Origin of the sequence: Nocardia sp. 852002-51101_SCH5132738, from assembly GCF_001665695.1 — a bacterium.
GTDB classification, from domain to species: domain Bacteria; phylum Actinomycetota; class Actinomycetes; order Mycobacteriales; family Mycobacteriaceae; genus Nocardia; species Nocardia nova.
On the sequence record NZ_LZML01000004.1, the window covers coordinates 103802 to 129959 of the forward strand.

The following is a 26158-nucleotide window of genomic DNA, read 5'->3' on the forward strand; positions in this document are numbered from 1 at the left end:
TCAGCTGAAGCCGACCGCTTGGTCGCCCCAGGCGGTGTGCAGATCGTGATCGGGATCGTCGAGGACTCGATCCGCGGCGTCGACGACCAGTGTCGTGCGGGTGGATTCGCGGTAGGGCGGCCAATGCTTCGAGCCGTCCAGCGCGGCCGGCACTCCGTGCTCGGCGAAGGCCAGCCAGCGCCGCATCATCCGGCCCGAGACCTCGCTCGCGACCTTGCGACCACCCAGCCAGAAGGTCGGGTCGTGGTCGAAGGAGCCGAAATTGCCGAAGATGTACGGCAATTCGGTGGCGTGTCCGGCGCCTACACGCGCCGCCTTCAGCATCGGCGTGGCCTGATCGAAGCGATACATCCAGGTGCGGCTGTGCCGGGAATGCGCATCGGCGACCCAGTGCGCCGGCATCCGGAACGCCGCATCGGTCGACATCGCCAGCGCGCCGCGAGTCTTGGTCAGATCCGGGTAGGCGGAGGTGATTTCGGCGATGCGCTCGTGCGACATCCCGGGGTGTTCCCCCGCGACGGCATTGAGCATCGCGTTCACCGCATCCGGTGTCACCGGCATGATCGGCGAGCGGAACAGCCGGAACAGCGACGCCTCGTCCTTGTTGGTGCCGATGATCAGCGGTACGCGATGCGAGCGGCCCTGCTGGAAGCGGTCGGTCGGATAGGTGGGCAGCAGATCACCGTCCACCACCGGCGCCGCGGCCAGGCGCCCCGGCGACTGCAGCGGCACCTCGTCCAGCAGGATTCCGGCCGCGTCCACGATCCGTTCGACGGGGCATTCCAGCAGTTCCCCGGCACGTTCGGGCGGCAGATCCATCAGCTCCAGGAAGCGGCTCGCCACCCCGGCGGCCCGGTCGGGGCCGAAGACCGTCGTGGCCGGGGGGCTCTGCGCGATGGCGCGGTGGAACAGGCCCGCGGCCCGCGGCGAGGTCAGCAGCGCGGTCACGCATCCGGCGCCGGAGGATTCGCCGAAGACGGTGACGTTGCCCGGATCGCCGCCGAAGGCGGCGGCATTGTCGCGCACCCATTCCAGCGCCGCTATCTGATCGTGCAGGCCGAGGTTGGCGACGAACCCGTCGCCCAGCGAGGACAGATCGAGGAAGCCGAGTGCGCCGAGCCGATAGTTCACCGCGACGATCACCACGTCGCCCATCTCGACCATCCGGCGGCCGTCGTAGATCGCCTGGGCCGCCGTGCCCAGACAGTAGGCGCCGCCGTGCAGCCACACCATCACCGGACGCGGCTGCACCGGCTCGGCGGCCGGCACCCACACGGTGACCCACAGGCAGTCCTCGCCCATGCGCAGCCCCGAGTCGACGGGCACCATATCGCCCATGGTCTGCGGCGCGATCTCGCCGAATTCGGTGCAGTCACGCACTCCCGACCAGGGTTCGGGCGGTTCCGGCCGGGCGAACCGCTTCGGTCCCGCCGGTGCCGCGGCATAGGGAATGCTGCGCCACACGTGAACCGATCCCGTACGGAATCCGCGTACCGCACCGCTGGTCGTGTGGGCGACAGGTCCGGCAGTGTCCTCGACCGGGGTCGCCTCGAAGAATTGAGTGCTCATCTCGCACCTCCTCGTACTCCCTGTAACCGAGAGTACGTCCGAGATCATTCGTACCGCGTCAGCCTCGATCGATGTGGCCGAGGTCGCGGGCGGGATCGATGCGGTCGCGCACGCGCTGTTTCAGCCCGGCGACATCCGGGAAGCCGCCGTCGGCTTTGCGCTCCCAGATCTGCTCACCGTCCACGGTGATCCGGAACACTCCACCGGTTCCGGGAATCAGTGCCACCTCGTCGAGGTCGGTGCCGAAGGTGTTCAGCAACTCCTGGGCCATCCATCCGGCCCGCAGTAACCACCGGCATTGCGTGCAGTATTCGATCGCGATTCGTGCCATGCGGTGACCCTAATGAGGGTCCGGATTCCCGGTAGCCACCGCGCGGCTGTCCACGTTTACGGCAACTCCTTCGCTATCTGCATTAATCGGAAATGTATTGCCGAAATAATAATGGGAGAGCACGGGAAACTCTTTACGAGCCGGTTACGATTCGATATCTCCATCGACGTAGACCCAGCGGCCGTCTATACGAGCAAACCTGCTGCACTCGGAGAGCACACCCCGCCGGCCGTCGTATCGGTATGTGGCGCGGAATTCGACCACTCCGGTGTCGTCGAAGAGGCCGCCCGCCTCCGTAGCGAAGACCTGCAGCGACACCCAGCGCTGCGCCGGATCCAGGGCCAGCCGTCGCGGCCTGGTTCGCGGATGCCAGGTCCGCAGCAGGTAGTCGCGATCGCCGACGGCGAAGGCGGTGTAGCGCGAACGCATCAGCGCCTCGGCGGTCGGCGCCGGGCGGGTGTCGTCCAGGCGCGGGCCGCAGCACTGCCCGAACTGTTCGCCGCTGCCGCACGGACAGCGGTCGGTGTCGTCCGGACGCTCGGGAAAGGTATCGGCCATCGGACGATTATCGCCGCCCGATATCACCTGTTCCGGCGGCGGCCGAAGACGGCGGGTACATCCGCGCGGCCGATGCGGTCGAGTTCCTCGGCCAGCCGGGCGGTCTCGTCGTACCAGTCACGCAGTTCGTGCAGGGTCGGCGCGGGTTCGGAGTCGAGGTGATGTCCGGCCCGCGACAGCGTCGCCCACAATCCGGCGACCCGGCCCGACAGTTCGGGGCCGGCGCAGCTGTCCAGCGCCAGCAGCTGGGCGCGCATACTGCACCGGGCCAGCGGTGGCGACACTCGCGCCCACAGCCGGTCCACCGACTGTTCCAGCGCGATCCGCAGGATCCACACCGTCGCCCGCGACCACAGGCCGCCCGCATCGGTGACCGTGCCGTCGAGTAGTTCCGCGGCCGCCGCCAAGCGCTGGGCCACGGTCGGGCTCACGGATTCAGCCATGTCACGAATCTCTTCGTCCCCGAGATCAAATCGCCCGAGCGACGCTGGATGCGGATATGGGCTCCGGCCGTGGCATCGCGCACCACCGCGCGCGCCCACGGCGCCTCCCGGTCGAGATAGTCGTTGAGATCGTCGACCCGGTCGGGCACACCGAAGACGGCCAGGGCGACCGTCTCCCAGGTAGTCCGGGCCCGATCGACGCGGCGCTGGACCTCGCGGTGGTCGACGCCGGCGGCCAGCAGTTCTCGCCGCGCGCGGGCCAACGCGGCCGCCTCGATCGCGGATCGGCAGCAGGTGATGACCAGTTCGTTCGCGATGGGCTTGGGCAACTGCCTGGTGCGCAGCAGGGCCCGCGCGTCGCCGAGATAGCGCTGCACCGGATCCTCGACCGCGCGCACCTCCACTCGCGAGTGTTCGCGCCGCTGCACGTCGAGAACCGTTGCGTCCAAACGTAACCGGCGCACCGCCTCGGCCAGCCGCTCGTCGTGGGTGAACACGATGACCTGGCGTCCGCTGCGCGCCACCGCGGCCAGCACGCGGGCGAGTCCGTCGACCTTCGCCGGATCCATCGCCTGCACCGGGTCGTCGATCATGACGAATCCGAACGGACTTTCGGCCACCGTGGCCCGCGGCAGGAACAGGGCCAGGCCCAGCGCATGCAATTCGCCCTGGCTCATCACTCCGAGAGCGGCGGCTCCGGAGTCGTCCACGGTGACGTCGAGCAGCACCTTGCGACTGGCTCCGGCGTTGCCCTGCAGGCGAATCGCGCCGAGATCCACATTGCTGCGCTGGCGCAACCCGCCCCAGATCCGGCGGGCGTGTTCGGCCAGCGGGGCGAGCCGTTCGTCGCGCAGGCCGGCGGCGGCCGACTTCAGCCAGTCCTCGGCGCGGCGGACGGTACGCAGTTCGGCATCGGCCGAGGCCACCAGCCGCGCCTCGTGCAGCCAGGTGGCGATGCGCGGGACCAGCGGCGTCCAGACCGCATCGATGCGATCGAGTTCCTTGTGCACGGCCCGCTGCAGCACCTCCAGCCGCACCGCGAGGTCGGCGTGCGCGCCGCGCATCCGGGCCGCCAGCGTGGCGCCCGCTTCGACCTCCAGCAGAGCGGACCAGGATGACCAGGCGCGACGAGCGTCCACAGGATCGATATTCGGCGCGGCGATGGTCGATTCCAGTTCCGGCGGCACCGGTTCGATCAGCGCACGGGCCGCGGCGATCGCCTCGCCCAGCGCGCCCCGGGCGGCGGTCAGGACGGCGGCGCGCCGCTCGACGGCCTCGATCCGGGCTGTCGCCTCGCGCCGCCACCGCGCGTCGAGCCGGCCGTGGCCGCAGACCGGGCAGGGGCATTCGCCGTCCTCGGCGTGTTCGCGGGCGCCACGCAGCAGGTCGACCACCCGGAGTTCGGCCTCCAGATCGCCGGTCGCCAGGTCCAGCAGCTCCGCGGTGGCCCCCTCGACCGCCTCGGCGGCCGCCTCGACCTGGGCCGGAGCCGGAATGCGCAGCCGTGCCACGGCCTGCAGTGCCGCGACACCGCCGGGGTCGTGGCGGGCGCCGGCGAGTTCGTGGGCAATCGCGGACAGATCCGGCGCGGGCGCGCGCAACATCTCGGCGACGCGCTCGGCGCGCTCGTCGGCGACGGTGATCAGTTCGTCCAGCAAAGCCTGCCGGCCGTCCCGGGACTGTTTCGCGGCGCGTTCCAATTCGATTCGGCGCGTGCGGGTCCGGTCCAAGGCGGCACTGATGTCGTCGAGCCCGAGCAGCCGATGCAGCGCGTCGAACAGATCGCTCGGACGGCCGTCGACCACCGCGCCGAGTTCGCTGTAGGACAAAAACGGCCGATACAGCTCGAGGGCGCGGGCCCAGTCCTGTGGGCGGAATCGGTCGCTGTCGCTGCCGTTTTCGCGCTGCGTCCAGCTGCCTTCGGACAGTTCGTCGCCGCCGGCCCACGTGCGCTCGATCGTGAACGGGCCGCGTTCCTGCGCGACCAGATCGATCGCGATCCGGGGATCCTGCTCGCAGTGCATATTCCGCCAGCCGTCGCGCCAGACCGCGGATCTGCCCTCCCAGCGCCGGTTGACGCCGGTGAGTGCGAGTTCCGCGGCCTCGGCGAAACTCGACTTACCCGACCCGTTGCGGCCGACCACCAGCGTCAGACCGGGGCCGGGCGCGATGCGCAGTACCGCCTCGCGACCGATTCCGCGGAAGCCGCGGACGCGGATGGCACGCAGGAATACTCCGGATCGCGGCCCGGCGCCGCCCGCCTCGGCGGACTCCCCCAGCGCCTCCAGCACCGTCTGCGCTACCTCGGGGCTCACCGACGAATCCGTCTGCAGCCGAGCCGAAACCAGGTCGCGCAGCCGCGGCGCGACCTCCCCCTGCTCTTGCCCCACTGCCCCTCCCGGCCCTCGCACACGACTCGTCGTGGCGAACGCTACCGGAGAACCGGCCCGGGCGGGACGCATGGCCATCGAACGGTCGAACCGCCCGATGTCCACCCCTCGGCCGTCCCGGCCGGGCAGTTCCACGGGTTACACCCCTGACGGGTGGCTCGGTTCAACCGAACAGATCAGAATGCCAGAGATCACGATCATTCACAACAGCGCTTGATCCTGCAATCACATTCCGCGCCACGGCAATTCGTCTCGCAATCGATGAGCGAACCCGGTGACGGCCGGCCGGACGGCGGCGTCGACGGCCGGGCGCGCGATGTTGTCGGTGGGCTCGGGTACAAATCCGTGGGTACCGAACGAACGGGGGAACACGTGACGACCTCTCCGGCCGCGACCTACGCCGTCACCGCCGACAATGTGCTGGCCCTGGCGCCCGACGCCGCATCGGTGAGCGCCGCCCGCAAGCTCACCGCCGCATGGCTGGGCACCGGCGTCCACGGCAGCTCGCTGTGGGGGCAGTGCAAGGGCAGTGGCGCCACGCCGTATCAGACGATCGTCGACCTGTCGGGGCCCGCCTATCGCTGCTCGTGCCCCAGCCGGAAATTTCCCTGCAAACATGCGCTGTCGCTGTTACTGCTCTGGTCGCAGGGCACGGTCGCGGCGTCCGACGCACCCGCCGACTTCGCGGCCGAGTGGTTGGCGGGCCGGGCCGCACGGGCCGCGAAACCGGCCGAGCCGGCCACGCGCGGCACCAAACAGTCGACGCTCGACCAGCGGCGGGCGCGAGTGACCACCGGACTCGACGATCTCGACGTCTGGCTCGGCGACCAGATCCGCACCGGCCTGGCCCAGGCCGACCATTCCGCGGCGGCCCTGGAGGCGGTGGCCGCCCGGATGGTGGATTCGCAGGCGCCGGGGGTGGCGGCAGCATTGCGGCAACTGCCGCGCCGCACCCTGGGCGTCGAACAGTGGCCGGCGATTCTGCTCAGCGAATACGCCCGGTTGCATCTGCTGATCGGCGCACACCGGCGGCTCGACGACCTGCCGCCGGCGCTGGCTGCCGGGGTACGCGCCCATATCGGCTATCCGGCCAAGGCCGAGGCGGTCCGCGGCGGCGAGCCCGCGATCCGTGACCGGTGGATGGTGCTCGGGGTGCGGATCACCGAGGAGGAACGGGTCTTCACCCGCCGCACTCTGCTGCTCGGCCGGGACACCCAACGCTGGGCACATATCCTCGACCACAGCTTCGGCAGTGCGAGTTTCGCGGGCGAGCTGCCGATTCCCGGCACCATGGTCGAGGCGGACCTGCACTACTACTCGGGGGCGATGCCGCTGCGCGCGGTGTGGGGCGTGCGCCACGGCGAGCCGGAACCGTTCACCACCATCGTCTCGGAGTCCGCGTCCATCGCCGGACAGCTCGACGCTCACGCGCGGGCACTGGGCGCCGATCCGTGGTTGCGTGGGTGGCCGATGCTGCTGGCGGACGTGGTGCCGAGCCCGGGAACCGCCGGCTGGTATCTCGCCGAGCCCGACGGCACGGCGGTGCCCATCGCCGCGACCGCCGAGGTGCCGTGGCAGTTGATCGGACTGTCGGGCGGTCATCCGCTGACGGTGATCGGTGAATGGACCGCGGCCGGATTGGTCCCGGTCTCCGCTCTGGTGGCCGGCGAACTCGTCGGGGTCGAGACCGAATCACTTCTGGGGGTACCGGCCCCCGGCACCGCCGTCCCGGCCTCGTCGGAGCCGATCGTGCCGGTTGCGCTGCTGGGTACCGCCCGCCGCACCCTCGATCCCGGCGGACTGGCCGAGGCGGTGACTTCGGCCGCGCGCGCCGACACTCCGGAACATGCCGTGCTGGGGGCTGTGGCGCTCCAGGAGCTGTATCACCGCGGCGGGGTGCCACCGGCCCGAGCCGAGTTGCCGGTCCCTGCCGCCGACGACGATCGCGCCCCATTGCTGCGGGCAGCGGCACAGCGGCTGCACCACCTGCTGGCCGACGGCTCACCGATGCTCGCCGAATGGTTCGAGGCCGCGCTGCCCGGCGACCGGCGGGCACCCGACGCACTCTGCGCCACACTCCTCGAGGCAGCAAGAAGCCAAGCCGCCCTGCGGGTTCCGCTGATGCGCCTGGCGGGCGCTCGGGGGCGGTGGCTGGCGGCGCTGCATCCACGCTGGCGACCGCTGCTGCGGACCGGTGACGACGATCCCCAGGTGTGGACGCACGGCCGGCCTGCCGAACGCCGAAGTTGGCTGGAAGCCCTGCGCGCCCGCGACGCCGCGGCCGCCCGGCAGGCCCTCGCCGAAACCTGGAGCCGGGAGCCGGCGCGCGGCCGGGCCGAACTGCTGGCGGTGCTGGCCGCAGGAGTCGGGCCCGAGGACGAGCCACTGCTCGAATCGGCGCTCGACGACGCGCGGCCCGACGTTCGCCGCACGGCCGCCGATCTCCTTGCCCACCTGCCTGATTCGGCCTTCGCGGAACGGATGCGCGAGCGCGCCGGCCGGTGGCTGACCGTCCGGTCCGGCCGGCTCGAGGCGCATCTGCCGCACGACCTCGACGACGCGGCTCGCCGCGACGGACTCGCCGACCGGCTCGACCCGGTGGCCTACCGCCGCGACGGCGGGGCGGACGTGGATGCCGAACGGCTGCGCCGCCTGATCGCCGCCACCCCGCTGCGACATTGGGAGCAGCTGTGCGGATCCGCGGAGGCCGCCACGGCGCTGGGGCTGCCCGACGACATCCTCGGGCCGGTCGCCGCGGGATGGGCGGAAGCGACTCTGGCACAGGGCGATTCCCGCTGGGCGATTCCGCTGTTCGAGGTGCTGACCACCACGCCCACCCTGGGTGCGGATCCGCGGCTGCGACAGCGGTTGTTCGCGCTGCTGCCGATCGAGCGGCGGGTGCGGTACCTGTGCGGCCTGGACAGCAGTTGGCTGGCCGAACTCGAACTGCTCGTCTCGGCGCTTCCGCGGCCGTGGCCGCAGCCGCTGGCCGAACACCTGGTCCGGCTGCTGCTCGATCGCGCCCATCTGGCCGCCGCCCGTCCCGGCGCGGCCGGGCTGTCCCCCGCCTCCTATCGCACGCTGCTGCGCAGTGCCGCGATCAACTTCCCGGTCCGCGCGGTCGCGGCGGTGACCGTCGCCGCCCGCCGCTGTACGGACCCCTACTGGCAGAGCGCCTTCGACCGCCTCGCCGACGATCTGACCCAACGCACCCTGATGCTCGAGGAGCTGGCATGACCACCACCCAGAACCCACCCGCCGACCTGCTGCGTCCCCATGCCGAACAGGCCTACGCCGACGAACTCCGAGTCCTCGCCGAGGTCGACGACCGTCCGCGGCCGCCGTCGTGGCGGCTGTCGCCCTGGGCGGTGGTCACCTACCTGTTGGGCGACACCCTGCCCGACGGCACCGTGATCACCCCGAAATACGTCGGGCCGCGCCGCCTGATGGAGGTGGCGGTCGCGACGCTGGCGACCGATCGGGCACTGCTGCTGCTCGGCGTACCGGGCACCGCGAAAACCTGGGTGTCCGAACATCTTTCGGCCGCCATCAGCGGCGCCTCCACCCTGCTGGTGCAGGGAACGTCCGGAACCGCCGAGGAGGCGATCCGGTACGGCTGGAACTATGCGCGCCTGCTCGCGGAAGGGCCGAGCACCGGCGCACTGGTGCCCTCACCGGTCATGACCGCGATGCGCACCGGTGCGATCGCCCGCGTCGAGGAGCTCACCCGCATTCCCTCCGACGTGCAGGACGCCCTGATCACGGTGCTGTCGGAGAAGACGCTGCCGGTGCCCGAACTCGGTATCGAGGTGCAGGCGGCCAAGGGCTTCAACGTCATCGCCACCGCCAACGACCGCGACCGCGGCGTCAACGAACTCTCCTCCGCGCTGCGCCGCCGGTTCAACACCGTGGTGCTGCCGCTGCCCGCGGGCGAGGACGACGAGGTCGCGATCGTGACCCGCCGAGTCGAACAGCTCGGCGCCGCACTGCAATTGCCGCCGATTCCGGCTGCGGCCGAGGAAGTGCGGCGGGTGGTGCGGGTGTTCCGCGAACTGCGTTCCGGCATCACCGAGGACGGCCGGACCAAGTTGAAGTCGCCCTCGGGCACGTTGTCGACGGCAGAGGCGATTTCGGTGCTCACCAACGGCATCGCGCTCGCGGCGCACTTCGGTGACGGGGTGTTGCGCGCGAGCGATGTCGCCGGTGCGGTCCTCGGTGCGGTGATCAAGGACCCGGTCGCCGATGCCGTGGTGTGGACCGAGTACCTCGAGGCCGTCGTCCGCGAACGCCCCGACTGGTCCGATTTCTACCGCGCCTGCCGCGAGGTGCACGGGTGAGCGGCGACGCCGTCGCGCTCGACGAGCCGCAGACCCGGATCTTCGGCATCCGCCACCACGGTCCCGGGTCGGCGCGCTCGCTGTCCTGGGCGCTGGAACGTTTCCGCCCGGATGCGATCCTCATCGAAGGCCCGGCCGATGCCGACCCGCTGGTCGCCTACGTCGCCGCCGACGGTATGGAACCGCCGGTGGCATTGCTGGCCTACGCTCCGAACGAACCTTCGCGAGCCGCCTTCTGGCCGTTCGCGGTGTTCTCCCCGGAATGGCAGGCGCTGCGGTACGCGTCCGAACACGCTGTCCCCGTGAGCTTCTGCGATCTTCCGGCCACCCACACCCTCGCCCTCGACACCGAGCCGGGTGACAGCGGTGATCCCCTGGCCGCGCTGGCCGCCGCGGGCGGATACGACGACCCGGAGCGGTGGTGGGACGCCGTCATCGAATCGTCGTCGAATCCCACCGGGGACGGCACCGACATCTTCGAGGCCATCACCGAGGCCATGGGCGCACTGCGCGCCGCGGCCGGAGACGGTCCTGCCCGGGCGGCGTCGGAGACGGATCCCGGAGCCGACCCGCCGCCACCGTCCGACCTCGATCGGCACGCCACACATGCCTTCGACACGAAAGATACTGCGCCACAGCAGGATTCATCCGCGCCCACGGAGCTCCTGCCCGGTGGCATCGACCTGCGCACCTTGCAGCGCGAAGCGTATATGCGGCAGGTCATCCGCCGGACGCTCAAAAGCGGTGCGCGCCGGATCGCGGTGGTCTGCGGGGCGTGGCACGCCCCGGCGCTGGCGGGCAAACTCGGTCCGGCGGCGGCCGATTCCCGCCTGCTCAAGGGTCTGCCGAAGGTGAAGGCCACGCTCACCTGGGTGCCGTGGACCCACTCGCGGCTGGCCGGCTCGTCCGGATACGGCGCGGGCATCACCTCGCCCGGCTGGTACCACCACCTGTTCACGCGGATCGACGACCCGATCGCCCGCTGGTTCACCCGGGTGGCCGGCGCGCTGCGCGCCCGTGACCTGCCGGTTTCCAGTGCGCACATCATCGAGTCGGTGCGACTGGCCGACACTCTGGCCGCGCTGCGTGGTCGTCCCGCGCCGGGGTTGTCCGAGGTCACCGATGCCACGCGGTCGGTGCTCTGCGACGGCGACGAGTCGATGCTGCGGTTCGTCAGCGACGAACTGGTGGTCGGCGAGGCGCTCGGTTCGGTGCCCGAGAGCACGCCGACCGTCCCGCTGGATGCCGACCTGCGCGCGCAGGCGCGCACCCTGCGGCTCAAACAGCAGGCTCTGGCCCAGCAGTTGGACCTCGATCTGCGCAAGGACCGCGATGTGGCCAGGTCACATCTGCTACATCGGCTGCGACTGCTCGGAATCGACTGGGGCACACCCGTCACCGGCGAGGTCCGCAATACCGGCACCTTCCGCGAATCGTGGGCGCTGCGGTGGGAACCGGGCCTGTCGGTCGCGGTCATCGAGGCATCGCGCTGGGGCACAACCATCCGCACCGCGGCCGAGGCGAAGATCCTCGACCGCGCCGGCGCCTCCGACGCCACGGTCGCCGATATCAGCGCGGCCCTGGAGACCGCGCTCCTGGCCGACCTCGGCGGCGCGGTGGACGGGCTGGTCGCTCGCCTGGAGGCGGTGGCCGCGCTGGATCACGACGTCACGCACCTGCTGGCCGCACTGCCCGGACTGATCCGCACCCTGCGCTACGGCGACGTCCGCAGCACCGACCTCGGCGCGCTGGCGCGAGTCGCCGACGGCCTGCTCCTGCGCATCTGCGCCGGGTTGCCCGGCGCCGTCACCGGTCTCGACACCGATGCCGCCACCGAACTGCGCGGCCTGATCGACGCCACCCACGTCGCCATCGCGACCCGTGACGATGCGGACGCCACCCGGTCCTGGCTGGCGGCACTGGGCCTGGTGGCCGACCGCGACGATGTGCACGGGGCGCTGGTGGGCCGGGCGGTTCGATTGCTCTGCGATGCGGAAATCATCGCCGACGCCGAGGCCGCGCGTCGGCTGTCGGCGGCCCTGTCGATCGGCCACAGCCCGGCCGAGAAGGCGGCGTGGATCGACGGCTTCCTGGGCGGGCGTGGCCTGCTGCTCGTCCACGACCGAGACCTGTTGCGGCGCATCGACTCCTGGCTGCGCGAGCTGGACGAGGAGCAATTCGTCGCGACCCTGCCGCTGCTGCGGCGCACCTTCGGCGCTTTCGAGGCGGGAGAACGACAGGCCATCGCCCGAGCCGTCCGGGAGGGCACGCCCGCGGCCGCGCCGCAGCGCGACCACTCCGGGCCGGACGCCGCCCGCGGCGTGCTGGCCCTGCACGCGGCGACCGAAATTCTGGCGGGCGCACGATGATTCGAGCCGAGAGGAGCCGACGATGACCCATATCGAATCGGATGAGGTGCAGGCCCGGCGCTGGCGACTGGTCCTCGGCGCTCCCGCCGAGGCGGGGCTGGGCGGGCTCGGTACCGCCGAGGACGCGGCGATGGACCGGGCGCTGTCGGCGCTCTACAACGGCGACGAGCACGCGCCGTCGGACAAGCGCGCCGCCGGCCTGGGTGGTTCGGCGCCGAAGGTCGCCCGCTGGCTGGGCGATATCCGCACCTACTTTCCGTCGACGGTGGTCGAGGTCATGCAACGCGACGCCATCGACCGGCTGCAACTCACGCAACTGCTGCTCGAGCCCGAACTGCTCGAGGCGGTCGAACCCGACGTCCAGCTCGTCGGCACCCTGCTCAGCCTGAACCGCATGATGCCCGAAACCACCCGCGCCACAGCACGAGTCGTGGTCGAGAAGGTGGTGCGCGACATCGAACGCCGGCTCGCCGCGCGCACCGTGGCCGCGGTGTCCGGTGCGCTGAACCGCGCGGCGCGGGTGTCGCGGCCACGGCTGCGCGATATCGACTGGGATCGGACGATTCGCCGCAACCTCGCCCACTATCTGCCCGAACACCGCACGGTGGTGCCGCAGCAACTGGTCGGATACGGGCGCAAGGCGCAGGCTGTTCGGCGGGAGGTGGTGCTCGCGATCGACCAATCGGGGTCCATGGCGGCCAGCGTCGTCTATGCCTCCGTCTTCGGTGCGGTACTCGCCTCCATGCGCTCGCTGAAGACCTCACTGGTGGTCTTCGACACGGCCGTGGTGGATCTCACCGAGCAACTGTCGGATCCGGTGGATGTGCTGTTCGGCACACAGCTCGGCGGCGGAACCGATATCAACCGGGCCATCGCCTACTGCGGGCAACTCGTCACCCGTCCGGCCGACACGCTGTTCGTCCTGATCTCCGACCTGTACGAGGGTGGAATTCGCGACGAGATGTTGCGGCGGATCTCGGCGATGAAGGAGGCGGGCGTCCAGGTCCTGGTACTGCTCGCGCTCTCCGACGAGGGCGCCCCGGCCTACGACCACGACAACGCCGCCGCGCTCGCCGCGCTCGGAGTGCCCGCCTTCGCGTGCACTCCCGACCGCTTTCCCGACCTGCTGTCAGTGGCCCTCGACCGCGGCGACGTGGCGACCTGGGCCCGATCCAACGCGAGCCGCCGATGATCACCCGACCGGCGCCCGTGTCCGGCGCCACCGAAAGGTCTTGCCGGACCGCAACTCTCACCGGCAGCACAGTCGCGCGGCGACTACCTGCTGTTCTCGGCGGGGTACGGCCGATTTCCTCCGTACGGGCCGCGCAGTTCGGCGGGCCGCGCGCCGGCGCGGAAATCGACGCGATAACTTGGACCGGTGTTGAAGAATTCCGTGGCCACGACGGCAGGAGCATGGCGGGTAGGTGACGGCACTGCGGTGTCATTTCGCGAGGCGGCGGTGGCCTGGGCATTGGCCGCACATGCCGAACTGGCCGAAACCGCGACCGGATACGGGCATTTCATCACTGTGAACGAGTTGGCCGAACGGATTCAGGACGTGTCCGGGGTGCATACCGAGGCGCCGACACGCACCTGGATGGCCGCGATTCTGCGGAAGGTCGCGCGGCGCTGCCACGGCGCCGGTGAGCCGCCGCTGACCGCGCTGTGCGTACGCCAGAACCACACCGTCGGCGACGATTACAAGTACGTGCTCGAACTCGCCGGTCTGCCGATTCCCGACGATCTCGAACTGCATGCGGCCTACGCCCGCTGGCAGTGCTATCAGCACTACGGCGCGGAGATGCCCGCCGAGGTCGGCGTTCCGCCGCTAACGCCGAAGGTGGACGCGCGCCGTCGCGGTCGCAGCGCGACCAGAACCGTGATGGCACAGGAGGAGAAGACTTCCGAGCCGCGGCCGGCGGTCTGCTCGCAGTGCTTCATCCAGCTGCCTGCCGGCGGCGTCTGCCAGTACTGCGTCTGAGCGTGATCCGGGTACGGCCGCTGAGCGCAGGCGCTCAGCGGCCGTACCCTCACCGTCACAGATCGGCGATCGCCGCCAGCGGTGGTGTGCGCGCGGCGCGCACGGCCGGCCACAGCGCCGCCAGCACACCGACCACGGCCGAGCCGATCAACATGCCCACGATCTGGCCCCACGGCACGGTGATCGTGCTCAACCCCAGATCCGACAGCGTGCGCAGGAATCCGACGCCGAGTCCCAGCCCGAGGACCACCCCGACCACGGCACCGAAGACCGCGATCAGCATGGATTCGAGATAGATCGTGCGCCGGACCTGTGGGCGCTGCATGCCGACCGCACGGAGCATGCCGATCTCGCGCCGCCGCTCGACGACCGAGAGGGCGAGCGTATTCACGATGCCGAGAATCGCGATCACCACCGCCAATGCCAGCAGCCCGTAGAGGATGGCGAGCATGGTGTTGATCTGTTTGCCCTGTGCGCCTTTGAATTCCTCGCGGTCCTGCACCTGCACCACCACGTAGGACGCGGTCGCCTTCTCCAGGTTGCCCCGCATCGCGGCGACGTCGGCGCCCGGCGCGGCCTTGACCAGCACGATCAGGTCGGTGCGGAACGCCACCGGCATCACCTGGTTGTAGAGGTCCGGCGCCACCACCAGGGGGCCGAGCAGCTGGCTGTCGGCATAGATGCCGGCGACGGTCACCGAGAACTTCTTGTTGTCCACACTGGTGACCTCGACGCGGTCACCCGCATGCCAATTGCGTTTGCCCGCTTCGGTTTCCGACACCAGCAGGGAGTCGCCGGTGAGGTTGTCGGTGCCGTGGCGGATGTCGTAGCGCAGGACCTGCCCCATCGGCGCGTCCGGCGAGGTGCCGGTGACCTGGTCGTCGCCCACCCGCAGCGCGACCCCGCGGAAGGCCACCACGTCGGAAACCCCGGGGACCGAGCGCGCCGCCTCCGCGGCGCCCAGCGGCACACCGATCATCTGCGGCCCGGCCAGGACGTAGTCGGCGTTCACACCCTTGTCGACGAGTTCGCCGACACTGGCCTTCGCCGAGGCGCCGAGCATGCCGATCGCCGAGACCAGCATCAGCCCCAAGGTGAGCGCGAACGCCGTGGCGGCGGTGCGGCGTGGGTTGCGCATCGCGTTGTTGCGCGCCATCGCGCCGATTGAGCCGAACGGACGTACCAGCAGGCTCAGCGCTCCGACCACCGGTCGCGACAATGCCGGTGAGGCGAACAGGACCGCGAAAATCAAAGCGGCCGCGCCGACTCCGACCGTGGCCGCGGCATTGCCGCCGGTGTTGCGGGCCCCGAGCACCACCAGCACCACACCGATCACCGCCAGGACCGCACCGATCAGCGTGCGCACGCGCAGCGATTCACCGACCGAGGCGAACTCCTCGCGCATCGCCTCCACCGGCGGAATCTTGGCCGCCCGCCGAGCGGGTGCGTAGGCGCTGGCCACCGTCACCACCAGGCCGATGCCGATCGCCGTCAGCACGGTCCGCGGCAAGACCTGCATGGTTCCGGTGGGCAGTCCGAGGTCGAAGGCGTTGAGCAGCGCGGACAGCCCGAACGCCAGCCCGATGCCGCCGGCCAGTCCGAGCAGACTGCCGATCAGGCCGATGACGAAGGCCTCCGCCACCACCGACAAGCCGACCTGACGCCGCCCGGCCCCGACCGCTCGCAACAGCGCCAGCTCCCGCAATCGCTGTGCCACGATCATCGAGAAGGTGTTGTAGATGATGAAGGTGCCGACCAGCAGCGCGATCGCGCCGAAGGCGAGCAGGAAGTAGTTGACGAATTTCAGCGCGTTGCCGACCTGGGCCTTCAGATCGGCGCGCACCTGATCGCCGTTCATGACCTTGTAATCGGGCGCCACCTTCGCAATCCGGTCGCGCAATGTATCCGGGGACACCCCGGGCACCGCGGCCACATCCACGTAGGCGACATGCGCTCCGTCGGTGAACAGTTCCCGGGCCTGCGCGTCGTCGAACAGCAGCCCGATGAATCCGCCGGTGTCCGAGGACACGGTGTAGATGCCGCTGACGGTCATATCGATGGTGCCGCGGGAAGGAATCAGCACCTTGGCCTTGTCACCCACGTGCAATCCGGCCCGGTCCGCCCCACCGGAATTGATCGCGATCTGCCCCGGTGTCACCGGCGCCACTCCGTCGACGAAATGCTCCGGGTCGGCGATCGCCTTGTCCGGCGGCAGATAGGACCGGCCCCAGCTCGGCGCGCCGCCCGTCTGCACCGCATGCCCGTCCTTCAGCAGAACGATCGGTCCCTGCACCGCCGGCGCCACCGCGCGCACGCCGTCGGTCGCGGCAACCTTGGCGACCAGGTCGTTCGGAACACCCAGCGACTGGCTGTGTTTCGGCTCCACCCGTACGTCGACGCCCTTGGCCTGGTCGGCGAAGATGCCGTCGAAGGTGCGCTGCAGGGTGTCGGTGAAGACGAAAGAGCCTGCGACGAAGGCGGTTCCGAGCACGACCGAGAGCAATGTCAGCGCCAGCCGCACCTTGTGCGCGGCCAGATTACGCAAGGCCACCTTGCGCATCGGCGATCCAGCCATGGCGCTATGCCTCCAGGGATTTCATGCGGTCGAGCACCGACTCCGCTGTCGGATCCCGCAATTCGTCGACGATGCGCCCGTCGGCGAGGAAGATCACGCGGTCGGCGTAGGAGGCGGCATGGGGTTCGTGCGTGACGATCACGACCGTCTGGCCGAATTCGTCGACCGCCGCCCGCAGAATCGACAGCACCTCACCGGAGGACCGCGAATCGAGGTTGCCGGTCGGCTCGTCGCCGAAGATGATGTCGGGCCGGCCGACCAGCGCCCGCGCACACGCGACACGCTGCTGCTGCCCGCCCGACAACTCACTCGGCCGGTGGTCGAGGCGGTCCCCCAGACCGAGACGTTGGATCACGGTGTCCAGCCACTCCTGATCGGGCTTGCGGCCCGCGATATCCAGCGGCAGGGTGATGTTCTCCAGCGCGGTCAGCGTCGGCACCAGGTTGAACGCCTGGAAGACGAAGCCGATGCGGTCGCGGCGCAGGCGCGTCATCTGCTTGTCCGACAGACCGGTCAGCGCGGTGTCGCCGATGCACACCGTGCCGGAGGTGGCGCTGTCCAGTCCGGCCAGGCAATGCATCAACGTCGATTTTCCGGAGCCGGACGGGCCCATGATCGCGGTGAACTCCCGCTGGGCGAAATCGGCCGAAACCCCGTCGAGGGCGCGGACCTGGGTGTCTCCGGATCCGTACAGTTTCGTCAGGTCGGTGGCGCGGGCCGCGAGCGTGGTCGCCGCGGCGGGTTCGGTGCCCAGGGCATCGGCAGTCATGGTCTCCAGTCTGGCCAAACCGGCGTGCGGGCGCCATCAGGATTTCCCCCCAATACCTGGGGCGCATTTCCCGGGCCCCGCCGGGGATCCCGCAGCGCCGAGCTTCCGCGCACCTATCCTCGTGCGCATGGCTGCACTCACCCCGGTCCTGCTGATGCTCGTCGGTGGGATCGCGCTGGCGCAGTACGGCCTTCTGCGCTGGATTTCGGCCGCCCGATTGCTTCTGCCGGCGGTGGTCCTCGGCCTCGCCGCGCAACTCACCCACGACGCGATCGACGGTGGCGGCATCACCCGCATCGACGAACCCGTCACCGACTGGGTGATCGACCATCGCATCGGTTGGCTGAACCCGGTGATGCGGACACTCACCGATTTCGGCGGCGTCGCCGCGATGACGGCCCTGACCATCGTGGCCTGCGCCTGGTTCGGCGTGCGGCGGCAGTGGGCGCGGCTGCTGACCACGGCCGCGGTGGGCGTCGGGACAGCGGTGATCGGTGCCGTGCTGAAGTCGGCCATCGGGCGGCACCGGCCGCCCGCGATCGATCAGCTGGTCACCGAGACCAGTCCCTCGTTCCCGTCCGGTCACACCTTGGGGAGTACCGCGGTGGTCGGGGTGCTGGCCGCCATGGTCGTGCTCTCGCCGTGCGGCCGGATGGCCCGCGTCGCAGCGGTCGCGGTCGCGGCACTGTTCGCGGTGATGATCGGCCTGACCAGGATTTATCTCGGCGTGCACTGGACCACCGACGTGCTGGCCGGTTGGTCGATCGGGCTGATCTGGCTCGCGATGTGCCTCGGCCCCTACCTGTGGTGGCGGGCGCGGGTCAACTCGAGAGCGCAGCCAGCAGAACCAGAACCACAAGCAGCAGCACCACCGCGCCGACGATGATGCCGATGATGAGCCCGGTATTCGATGTGTTCTGCGCCGGGACGGGTCGCATCGGCTGCATCGGCGCCGACGGCCGCTGTCCGTACGGCTGGTTGTACTGGTTGTACTGCCCGGAGGCTCCGTACGGCTGCGGCTGATTCGCCGGACGCGCGGCGGTGGCGGGATACGGCTGCGGCACGGGCCCGTGGTGCGGCATCGGTTGGGGCCGGGCCGCGTGCGGCATCGACGGACCGGTCGCCGGCCGATGCACGACCGGCTGTCCCGGCCCGGTGCCCGGCCGGCCCGTCGTCGGCATCGGCGGACCGGTGTAGGGGCGCCCGACCGTCGGCATCCGCGGCGCACTGGCCGGGGACAACGCCTGGCGGGCGGCGGCGGCGAACTCCGCACAGCTGCCGAATCGGTCGCCCGCACGCTTCTGCATCGCCTTCAGCAGGACCGCGTCCAGGCTCGCGGGCAGGCCGGGTCGCACACTGCTCAGCGCGGGCGGCGGCCCCTGCAGGTGGCCGCGGATCACCGCCGCCGGATTCGGCGCGTTGAACGGTCCCCGGCCGGTGAACAGCCAGAACAGGCTGCACGCCAGCGAGTACTGGTCCGAACTGCCGTCCAGCGGCGCGCCGGTGAGCTGTTCGGGTGAGGCATAGGCCAGGGTCGCGGTGAAGGTTCCGGTCTGGGTGAGGTGACCGCCGTCGTCGCGCAGGCGGGCGATGCCGAAGTCGGTGAGATACACCCGCTCGCCCTTGCCTCCGGTGGAACGGGCCAGCAACATGTTGCCGGGCTTCACATCCCGGTGCATGACCCCGTTGCCGTGCGCGTAGTCCAGCGCCTCGGCCACCTCGGCGATGATCTGCACGGCCCGCTCGGGTGGCAGCTTCTTCGGGTCCACACTCGCGGCGTCGATACCGTCGATGTACTGCATCGAGATCCAGAGCTGACCGTCCTCGAGGCCGCGATCGTAGACCGTGACGACCTTGGGATGATCGAGTTGGGCGACCAGATCGGCCTCGCGCTCGAAGCGGGCCCGGATCTCCGGATCGGCGACCATCTCGCGGTTGAGCAACTTCAGCGCGGTCATCCGCGGCAACCGCGGGTGTTTGGCCAGATAGACCTGCCCCATACCGCCGCGGCCCAACAGTCGTTCGATGACGTAGCCCGCGAACACATCACCGTTGGCCAGCATGCCCCGCTCCCACTTCCCGTGCCGGAATCCCCGAAACCATAGCAGTCCACCGGAACCGGCATTCTCGATCGACGGGGCCGCCGGCCCGCGTGAACAACGGGTCACCGCCTGTCGCTGCGGGCTGTCGGTGCCTACCGATACGCTCTCTGCCATGCGTATTGGAGCACACGTCCGTCAAGACAGTGATCCGATCGGCTTCGGCGAGCGATTGGGTGCCGACGTCATCCAGATGTTCGTCGTGGATCCGCAGGGCTGGGACAAACCGCAGCCGCATCCGCGCACGGAGGAGATCAAATCCAGCCCCATCGACGTGGTGGTGCATTCCTCCTATCAGATCAACGTGGCCAGTACGAACAACAGGTTGCGCATGCCCTCGCGCAACGCGGTCGCGCAGCAGGCGCAGGCCGCCGCCGATCTGGGCGCGTTCGGCCTGGTCGTGCACGGCGGGCACGTGCGTTCGGATGCCGAGATCGAGGCCGGAATCGTCAACTGGCGCAAGCTGTTCGAGCGCCAGCAGGACAAAGGCGGGTTCGCGGTGCCGATCCTCATCGAGAACACCGCCGGCGGTAATCACGCCATGGCACGTCATTTCGATTCGATCGCCCGGCTGTGGGATGCGGTCGGCGACTTCGGCGCGGGCTTCTGCCTCGACACCTGCCACGCCTGGGCGGGTGGTGAGGAGTTGGTCGGCGTGGTCGATCGGATCCGCGCGATCACCGGCCGCATCGATCTGGTGCATCTGAACTCCTCGCGCGACGACTTCAACTCCGGCGCCGACCGGCACGCCAACTTCGCCGACGGCACCATCGATCCGCAATTGCTCGCCGAGGTGTGCCGGACCGCCGACGCACCCGTGGTGCTGGAAACACCGGCCGAGGGCGTCGCCGAGGACCTCGCCTACCTGCGCGAACACCTCGGCTGAGCAAGGTCGGCCGGGCGCAGCGCCGGCGCCGCCTTTGTGATCGCGCTGACCGTAAACCTGGTCGCGCGCGGGCCCCGATGGTGTGCTCGGAACACAGCACGTTCCGAGCGAAAGGCCCTCCATGTCAAGCGATCACGCAGCAGAGTCCGTGTCCGTGGTGAAACTCGGAACCCACATCGGCGCCCGGATCGACGGCGTCCGGCTCGGCGGGGATCTGGCTCCGGAGACGGTCGCGGCCATCCGCGCGGCCCTCAACGAGCACAAGGTGATCTTCTTCCGGGATCAGCACCATCTCACCGAAGACGGTCAGCACGAATTCGCTCAGCTGCTCGGCAGTCCGACCACGCCGCACCCGACGGTCACCTCCAAAGGCGTGAAGAGCCTGGCGATCGATTCCCACCACGGCCGAGCCAACAGCTGGCACAGCGACGTCACCTTCGTCGACCGGATCCCGAAGGCCTCGATTCTGCGCGCGGTCACCCTGCCCAGCTACGGCGGCTCGACCACGTGGGCCTCGACCGTAGCCGCCTACGCCTCGCTGCCGGAGCCGCTGAAGCGCCTGGCCGAGGAGCTGCGCGCCGTGCACACCAACAAGTACGACTACGCGGCGAGCCACGAGGAGCAGCCGGACCCGAACGCGCAGGCCTACCGGGAGGAATTCCAGTCGACCTACTACGAGACCGAGCATCCGGTAGTCCGGGTACACCCCGAGACCGGTGAGCGTGCGCTGCTGCTCGGACATTTCGTCAAGCAGTTCGTCGGTCTGTCCAGCAACGAGTCACACGCTCTGTTCCGCCTGCTGCAGGATCGCGTGACCCGGCTCGAGCACACCACCCGATGGAACTGGTCGCTCGGCGACGTGGCGATCTGGGACAACCGTGCCACTCAGCATTATGCGATCGACGACTACGACGGCGCCGAGCACCGCAAGCTGACCCGCATCACGCTGGCCGGAGATATTCCGGTCGGCGTGGACGGCCGGACCAGCCTCAGCATCGCCGGTAACGCCGACCACTACTCGATCATCGAGGATCTGGCCGAGGCGGCCTGATCCGCCGGCGCCGGCCGGTGGTTGAATCGGTACATGGAGATTCGACCGCTGGCCGGCGTTCGGGTACTGGAACTGGGCAACTACATCGCGGCGCCGACCGCGGGGCGCATTCTCGGCGACTTCGGCGCCGAGGTGATCAAGGTCGAGCGCCCGAAAACCGGTGACGAGCTGCGCAATTGGCGCCTCTACGGCGGCGACACCTCGATGTTGTATCGCACGGTGAACCGCAACAAGAAGTCGATCACCCTCGATCTGCGCACCGAGGCGGGACGGGCGATCGTGCTGGATCTCATCCGGCACTGCGATGTGCTGCTGGAGAATTTCCGGCCCGGCATGCTGGAGAAGTGGGGGCTGGGGCCGGAGGTGCTCGACGAGGCGAATCCCGACCTGGTCATCACCCGCATCTCCGCCTACGGGCAGACCGGACCGCTCTCCCAGCGGCCGGGTTTCGCCGCGGTCGCCGAGGCGATCGGCGGGCTGCGCGAACTGGTCGGCGACCCGGATCGACCGCCGGTGCGGGTGGGCGTCTCGATCGGGGATTCCATCGCGGGGATCTACGCCGCCTTCGGCACGGTGCTGGCACTGTTCCAGCGCAAGGGTGCCGAGGAGCGAATCCCGTTGCCGCAGCGCATCATCGACGTCGCACTGAACGAGTCGATTCTCTCCGTGATGGAGTCGCTGGTTCCCGACTACGAGGCCTACGGCATCAACCGCCAGCGCGTCGGCGGTCGGATGGAAGGGATCGCGCCGAGTAACGCCTACCCGTGCGCCGACGGCACCAGCATCATCATCGGCGGAAACGGCGACGCGATCTTCCGGCGCTATATGCAGGTGATCGAGCGCCCCGATCTCGCCGAGGATCCGGAATTGCAGGACAACGCCGGCCGCTGGCGCCACCGCGACCGCCTCGACGCCGCGATCGGCGAATGGAGTGTGCGCCACACCCGCGACGAGGCGCTGGCGATCCTCGAGCAGGCGGCCATCCCGTGCGGCCCGATCTACACTGCGGCCGATATCGTCGCCGACGAACAGTACCGGGCGCGCAACATGATTCAGCATTTCCCGGTCGACGTCGGCGCCGCCGAACCGAAACAGGTCGCCTTCACCGGCATCGTCCCGGTGATCGGCGAACGTTCGCTGCCGATCCGCACGGTGGGCCCCGATCTGGGCGAACACACCCGAGAGGTCCTCTCGGAACTGCTGGGAATGTCGGACGCCGATATCGACGGCCTGGAGGCGTGATGAGCGACAATCGCGCAGCGGCTCGTCCCGCCGACCGGGTGCGGGTGTCCCGCATGAACACCGCAGGCGTGATGAGCGACAATGGCGCAGCGGCTCATCTCGCCGACCGGGCGCGGATGTCCCGCATGAACACCGCAGGCGTGATGAGCGACAATCGCGCAGCGGCTCATCTCGCCGACCGGGTGCGGGTGTCCCGCAAGACACAGGAGGCGTGATGAGCGACTTTCCTTCCACCACTGCGGGCACGTTGCGGGATGTGACCCTGCGGGACGGACTTCAGCTGACCGGCAAGGTGCTGCCGACCGAACACAAGGTGGAGATCGCCCGCACCCTGCTCGCGCTGGGCGTGCCGGAACTCGAGATCGGTTCGATGGCACGCCCGGATCTGGTGCCGCCGATGGCCAACAGCACGGAGGTCGTGGCCGCGCTGACTCCCGAAGAGCTGCAACGCTGCTGGGTGTGGGTGGCCACGCCGCGGCAGGTCGCGCGTGCCGCCGAGGCGGGCGTGCGGAACTTCCAGTACTGCCTGTCGGTATCGGATGCGCACAACAAGGCCAATATCGGCCGCACGGCCGAGGACAGCGTGGCCGCGATGCCCGAGGCGATCCGGCTGACCGAGGAGGTCGGCGGGTCCATTCAACTCTGTCTGGCAACGTCTTTCACCTGTCCGTTCGACGGGCCGGTGGATCCCGAGCGAGTCCTCGCGATCGCCGCCGATCCCCGCACCGACGGCGCCGCCGATATCGTGATCGCCGATACGCTCGGCCAGGCCTATCCGGCGCAGGTGCATGCCCTGATCGCCGCCGTGCGAACGGGAACTCCGCAGCGCCGCATCCTCTTCCACGGCCACGACACCTGGGGTATGGGCGTCGCCAACTCGCTGGCGGCCCTGGCCGCCGGCGCCGCTGCGGTGGACGGTTCCCTGGGCGGTCTGGGCGGCTGCCCCTTCGCGCCGGGCGCGAGCGGCAACACCGCCAGCGAGGACATTCTGTTCGCCACCCGCCCGGACTGGTTCACCCCCGCCGCGCTGGCGACCATGGTGGGCCTCACCGAACGTCTGCTGACCGACCTGGGCGAGCCCAACCGCTCCCGCACCGCCGAAGGCGCTCGCTCGGAGGCTCGTGCCTTCGAATGGGTTGTGCCGCGCCCGGATTAGGCGTGCCGGGCCTTATCGGCCGGCCCGATAGTCCAGGCCCATACGCGCGGTGATGCCGTCGAGCAGGCACCCGAGTGTCCACGCCACGGGGTCGGCGGGACCGGCGCCGGTGCGGCCGTGGAACCAGCGCGTGAAGGCGGGATAGCGACTGTCCGCGAGCAGGGGTTCCACCAGGGGCTTCGCCGCCTCGGCGAGCTGCTGGTCGGTGGCGAGTCCGACGCGGGTCCGCATGCGCCGCTCCTCGGCCACCTGCAGGGCGGCGCCGAACAGATGGCCGTCCACCGCACCGGTCAGCAGTGAGAGGTCGTCGGCGGACAGACCGAGCGGTTCGAGCATCGCGAAACGGAAATCGAAGTAGCGCAGCGCATTCGGCCCCAGCGGGGGGCGGGTGTGGACGAGTTCGCCGAACCAGAGGTGGCGCTGGATGACAATCCAGGTATCCAGCGCGAGGCGTTCCAACGCGCCTCGCCAGTCCGAATGCGCCGCCGGAGCCGGAGCGTCGGCGAGCGGCACCTCGCCGTAGACGGCGTCGATCATCAGATCGACCAGCCCATCCTTGCTGCCCACGTACCGATACAGCGACATCGGCGTGGACGCGCCCACCGCCTGGGCCACCCGGCGCATCGTCAGCGCCCGCGCGCCCTCGGCATCGGCGATCGCCATTCCCGCGCGCAGAATCTCGGCCCGGCTCAGATTCGTCGTCGGCCGGCCGGGCGGTTCCGGCAGGGACCAGATGAGCGGTCCCGGCACTTCCTCGGTCACCGTGCACACCTCCTTGCCGGAATTCAACCACCGGTGTACAACGTACACATGATGTACGACGTACACTCTGATCCGGTCCTCATCGTCGGCGGCGGATTGACCGGCCTGACCGCGGCCTTGTTCCTGCGCCATCAGGGCGTACCGTCCGTGCTGGTCGAGCGCCGGGCCACCACCTCGGCCCAGCCGAAGGCACGCCGGATCAATATCCGGACGATGGAGCTGTTCCGCCGGATCGGCATCGCCGCGGCCGTCGAAGACGCCGCCCGTGGACTCTCGGCACATCAGGCGATGGCGGCGGGGCCGACAATGGCCCGCGCCGAACGGTTACCGTTCACCTTCCCCGGCGGGCTGCCGGACTGGGACGCGATCACACCCGCCGCGGCGTGTCTGTGCGCACAGGATCTGCTGGAGCCCACTCTGCGCGAACTGGCCGAGGCACGCGGTTGCGATATCCGCTTCGGTGTCGAATGCGTCGACGTCACCGAGGACGCCGCGGGTCTCACCGCGACCCTGCGCACGGCTCCGGATCGCGTCGACACCCTGCGAGCGTCGTACCTCGTCGCGGCGGACGGTGCGCACAGTCCGATCCGCGAGCGACTGAAGATCGGCCGCCACGGCCGCGGCACCCTCGGCCGCGCCGTGAACGTGTACTTCCGCGCGGATCTGACGGAGTGGGTGCGGGGCCGCGAATTCAACCTCTGCCAGATCGAGAACGACCGCGTCCCCGGCGCTTTCGCCTCGGTGGACGGCGCACACCGATGGATCTTCACCAGTTCGGCGGAGGTCGACCACCCCGCCGGCCGGTGGCCCGCACTGCTGCGAGAGGCCATCGGGGTCCCCGATATCGATGTGGAGGTGTTGAGCGTATTGCCGTGGGAGCCGGGAATGTTCATCGCCGATACATTCCGATCGGGCCGGGTGTTCCTGGCCGGCGACGCGGCGCATGTGATGCCGCCGTACGCGGCCGCGGGCGCCAACACCGGCATCCAGGACGGCCACAACCTGGCCTGGAAACTGGCGTTGGTCCTGCGCGGCGCGGCGCCGGCACACCTGCTCGACAGTTACGACCTCGAGCGCCGCCCCGTCGGCCGGTACATCGCCGATCAATCGAGCATCCGAACCGCCGACCTGCGCACCATGACTCGCGAATCCACCGACGGCACGCCGCTCGCCGCCCCGATCGCCCTGATCCTCGGCACTCGATATCCCGCCGGCGCGTTCGTCGACGACGGCAGCACGCACACCATGGACCATCTGGATCTGACCGGGCAGCCCGGTACCCGGCTGCCCCACCGCTACCTCGCCGACGGCCGCTCCACGCTCGATCTGATCGGCACGGCGTTCACGCTGCTGGTCGGTCCGGAGGCGCCGGACCGGGAGTTCGACGCGCAGCCTGTCGAGATCGTCCGCATGGACCGGTCGTGGTGCGCCACCACCGGATTGACGCCGACGGGCGCGCTGCTGGTCCGCCCGGACCAGGTGATCGCGTGGCGGGTTCCGGTCGCACCGGCCGATCCCGCCGCGGCCTTCCGGTCGGCCTGGGCCCGAATCATGGACCGCACCGATCACGAACCCGAGCGCGGCGGCCGCGCGAGCGCCATCCACACGGACGCTTGACCTGAAGTTAACTTCAGCTTCTA

General features: G+C 69.9%; 21 protein-coding genes. 12 read left to right on the top strand and 9 right to left on the bottom strand.

Going from position 1 to position 26158, the window contains the following annotated elements; all coding sequences use genetic code 11:
- The 5 genes from A5789_RS00635 to A5789_RS00655 form a co-directional block, all read right to left on the bottom strand.
- Positions 1 to 1569 (bottom strand): carboxylesterase/lipase family protein, encoded by a 1569-nt coding sequence (locus A5789_RS00635; RefSeq protein WP_064901701.1) that lies wholly within the window; start codon positions 1567 to 1569, stop codon positions 1 to 3.
- Positions 1570 to 1627: 58 nt separating this feature from the next.
- A complete protein-coding gene (locus A5789_RS00640) occupies positions 1628 to 1900 on the bottom strand; it encodes a SelT/SelW/SelH family protein (protein ID WP_030514989.1) in 273 nt (90 codons plus the stop codon).
- Positions 1901 to 2044: 144 nt separating this feature from the next.
- Positions 2045 to 2458 (bottom strand): YchJ family protein, encoded by a 414-nt coding sequence (locus tag A5789_RS00645; RefSeq protein ID WP_063016944.1) that lies wholly within the window; start codon positions 2456 to 2458, stop codon positions 2045 to 2047.
- 23 nt (positions 2459 to 2481) lie between these two features.
- Entirely contained in the window at positions 2482 to 2901 is a 420-nt protein-coding gene (locus A5789_RS00650; protein ID WP_064901702.1) for a hypothetical protein, read from the bottom strand.
- Positions 2886 to 5291, bottom strand: a complete 2406-nt coding sequence (locus A5789_RS00655) for an AAA family ATPase (protein WP_227462689.1) — start codon at positions 5289 to 5291, stop codon at positions 2886 to 2888. The genes A5789_RS00650 and A5789_RS00655 overlap by 16 nt, the downstream gene beginning before the upstream one ends.
- A 261-nt stretch (positions 5292 to 5552) precedes the next feature.
- Between A5789_RS00655 and A5789_RS00660 the strand changes: the two genes are divergently transcribed.
- The 5 genes from A5789_RS00660 to A5789_RS00680 all read left to right on the top strand — a co-directional run bounded on the left by A5789_RS00660 (position 5553) and on the right by A5789_RS00680 (position 13978).
- Positions 5553 to 8528 carry an SWIM zinc finger family protein gene (locus tag A5789_RS00660; RefSeq protein WP_082940372.1) on the top strand — a complete coding sequence of 992 codons (2976 nt, stop codon included), beginning with the start codon at positions 5553 to 5555 and terminating at the stop codon, positions 8526 to 8528.
- Positions 8525 to 9628, top strand: a complete 1104-nt coding sequence (locus tag A5789_RS00665) for an AAA family ATPase (RefSeq protein ID WP_063016893.1) — start codon at positions 8525 to 8527, stop codon at positions 9626 to 9628. Before A5789_RS00660 ends, A5789_RS00665 begins: the two co-directional genes overlap by 4 nt.
- On the top strand, positions 9607 to 11997 hold the full coding sequence (locus tag A5789_RS00670) for a DUF5682 family protein (RefSeq protein ID WP_082940382.1): 2391 nt from the start codon (positions 9607 to 9609) through the stop codon (positions 11995 to 11997). Before A5789_RS00665 ends, A5789_RS00670 begins: the two co-directional genes overlap by 22 nt.
- 22 nt (positions 11998 to 12019) lie before the next feature.
- The gene (locus A5789_RS00675) at positions 12020 to 13189 is read left to right on the top strand and encodes a VWA domain-containing protein (RefSeq protein WP_064901705.1); all 1170 of its coding nucleotides are present in this window, start codon (positions 12020 to 12022) and stop codon (positions 13187 to 13189) included.
- A gap of 246 nt (positions 13190 to 13435) precedes the next feature.
- Positions 13436 to 13978, top strand: a complete 543-nt coding sequence (locus A5789_RS00680; RefSeq protein WP_063016952.1) for a hypothetical protein — start codon at positions 13436 to 13438, stop codon at positions 13976 to 13978.
- 55 nt (positions 13979 to 14033) lie between these two features.
- On the opposite strand, the gene A5789_RS00685 is transcribed toward A5789_RS00680, so the two are convergent.
- Both A5789_RS00685 and A5789_RS00690 read right to left on the bottom strand, forming a co-directional pair.
- Positions 14034 to 16553 carry an ABC transporter permease gene (locus A5789_RS00685; protein ID WP_064901706.1) on the bottom strand — a complete coding sequence of 840 codons (2520 nt, stop codon included), beginning with the start codon at positions 16551 to 16553 and terminating at the stop codon, positions 14034 to 14036.
- 4 nt (positions 16554 to 16557) lie between these two features.
- Positions 16558 to 17322, bottom strand: a complete 765-nt coding sequence (locus A5789_RS00690; protein ID WP_064901707.1) for an ABC transporter ATP-binding protein — start codon at positions 17320 to 17322, stop codon at positions 16558 to 16560.
- Positions 17323 to 17449: 127 nt separating this feature from the next.
- On the opposite strand from A5789_RS00690, the gene A5789_RS00695 reads away from it, so the two are divergent.
- Entirely contained in the window at positions 17450 to 18208 is a 759-nt protein-coding gene (locus A5789_RS00695; RefSeq protein WP_064901708.1) for a phosphatase PAP2 family protein, read from the top strand.
- Here the strand turns inward: A5789_RS00695 and A5789_RS00700 are convergent.
- Positions 18144 to 19385 (bottom strand): serine/threonine-protein kinase, encoded by a 1242-nt coding sequence (locus A5789_RS00700; protein WP_082940374.1) that lies wholly within the window; start codon positions 19383 to 19385, stop codon positions 18144 to 18146. The genes A5789_RS00695 and A5789_RS00700 overlap by 65 nt on opposite strands.
- A 151-nt stretch (positions 19386 to 19536) precedes the next feature.
- Between A5789_RS00700 and A5789_RS00705 the strand changes: the two genes are divergently transcribed.
- The 5 genes from A5789_RS00705 (at position 19537) to A5789_RS00725 (ending at position 23756) form a co-directional block, all read left to right on the top strand.
- Complete coding sequence (locus tag A5789_RS00705) at positions 19537 to 20307, top strand: deoxyribonuclease IV (protein WP_063016902.1); 771 nt, start codon at positions 19537 to 19539, stop codon at positions 20305 to 20307.
- Between the two features lie 121 nt (positions 20308 to 20428).
- Positions 20429 to 21358, top strand: a complete 930-nt coding sequence (locus A5789_RS00710; RefSeq protein WP_063016904.1) for a TauD/TfdA family dioxygenase — start codon at positions 20429 to 20431, stop codon at positions 21356 to 21358.
- A gap of 33 nt (positions 21359 to 21391) precedes the next feature.
- The gene (locus A5789_RS00715) at positions 21392 to 22600 is read left to right on the top strand and encodes a CaiB/BaiF CoA-transferase family protein (RefSeq protein WP_064901709.1); all 1209 of its coding nucleotides are present in this window, start codon (positions 21392 to 21394) and stop codon (positions 22598 to 22600) included.
- Positions 22600 to 22815, top strand: a complete 216-nt coding sequence (locus A5789_RS00720; RefSeq protein WP_064901710.1) for a hypothetical protein — start codon at positions 22600 to 22602, stop codon at positions 22813 to 22815. Before A5789_RS00715 ends, A5789_RS00720 begins: the two co-directional genes overlap by 1 nt.
- The gene (locus tag A5789_RS00725) at positions 22815 to 23756 is read left to right on the top strand and encodes a hydroxymethylglutaryl-CoA lyase (RefSeq protein ID WP_064901711.1); all 942 of its coding nucleotides are present in this window, start codon (positions 22815 to 22817) and stop codon (positions 23754 to 23756) included. The genes A5789_RS00720 and A5789_RS00725 overlap by 1 nt, the downstream gene beginning before the upstream one ends.
- A 12-nt stretch (positions 23757 to 23768) precedes the next feature.
- Here A5789_RS00725 and A5789_RS00730 read toward each other — a convergent pair whose 3' ends face one another.
- Positions 23769 to 24518, bottom strand: coding sequence for a TetR/AcrR family transcriptional regulator (locus A5789_RS00730; RefSeq protein ID WP_227462690.1), 750 nt, complete (start codon positions 24516 to 24518; stop codon positions 23769 to 23771).
- 48 nt (positions 24519 to 24566) lie between these two features.
- On the opposite strand from A5789_RS00730, the gene A5789_RS00735 reads away from it, so the two are divergent.
- Entirely contained in the window at positions 24567 to 26135 is a 1569-nt protein-coding gene (locus tag A5789_RS00735; RefSeq protein ID WP_064901712.1) for an FAD-dependent monooxygenase, read from the top strand.
- Positions 26136 to 26158: the final 23 nt, after the last annotated feature.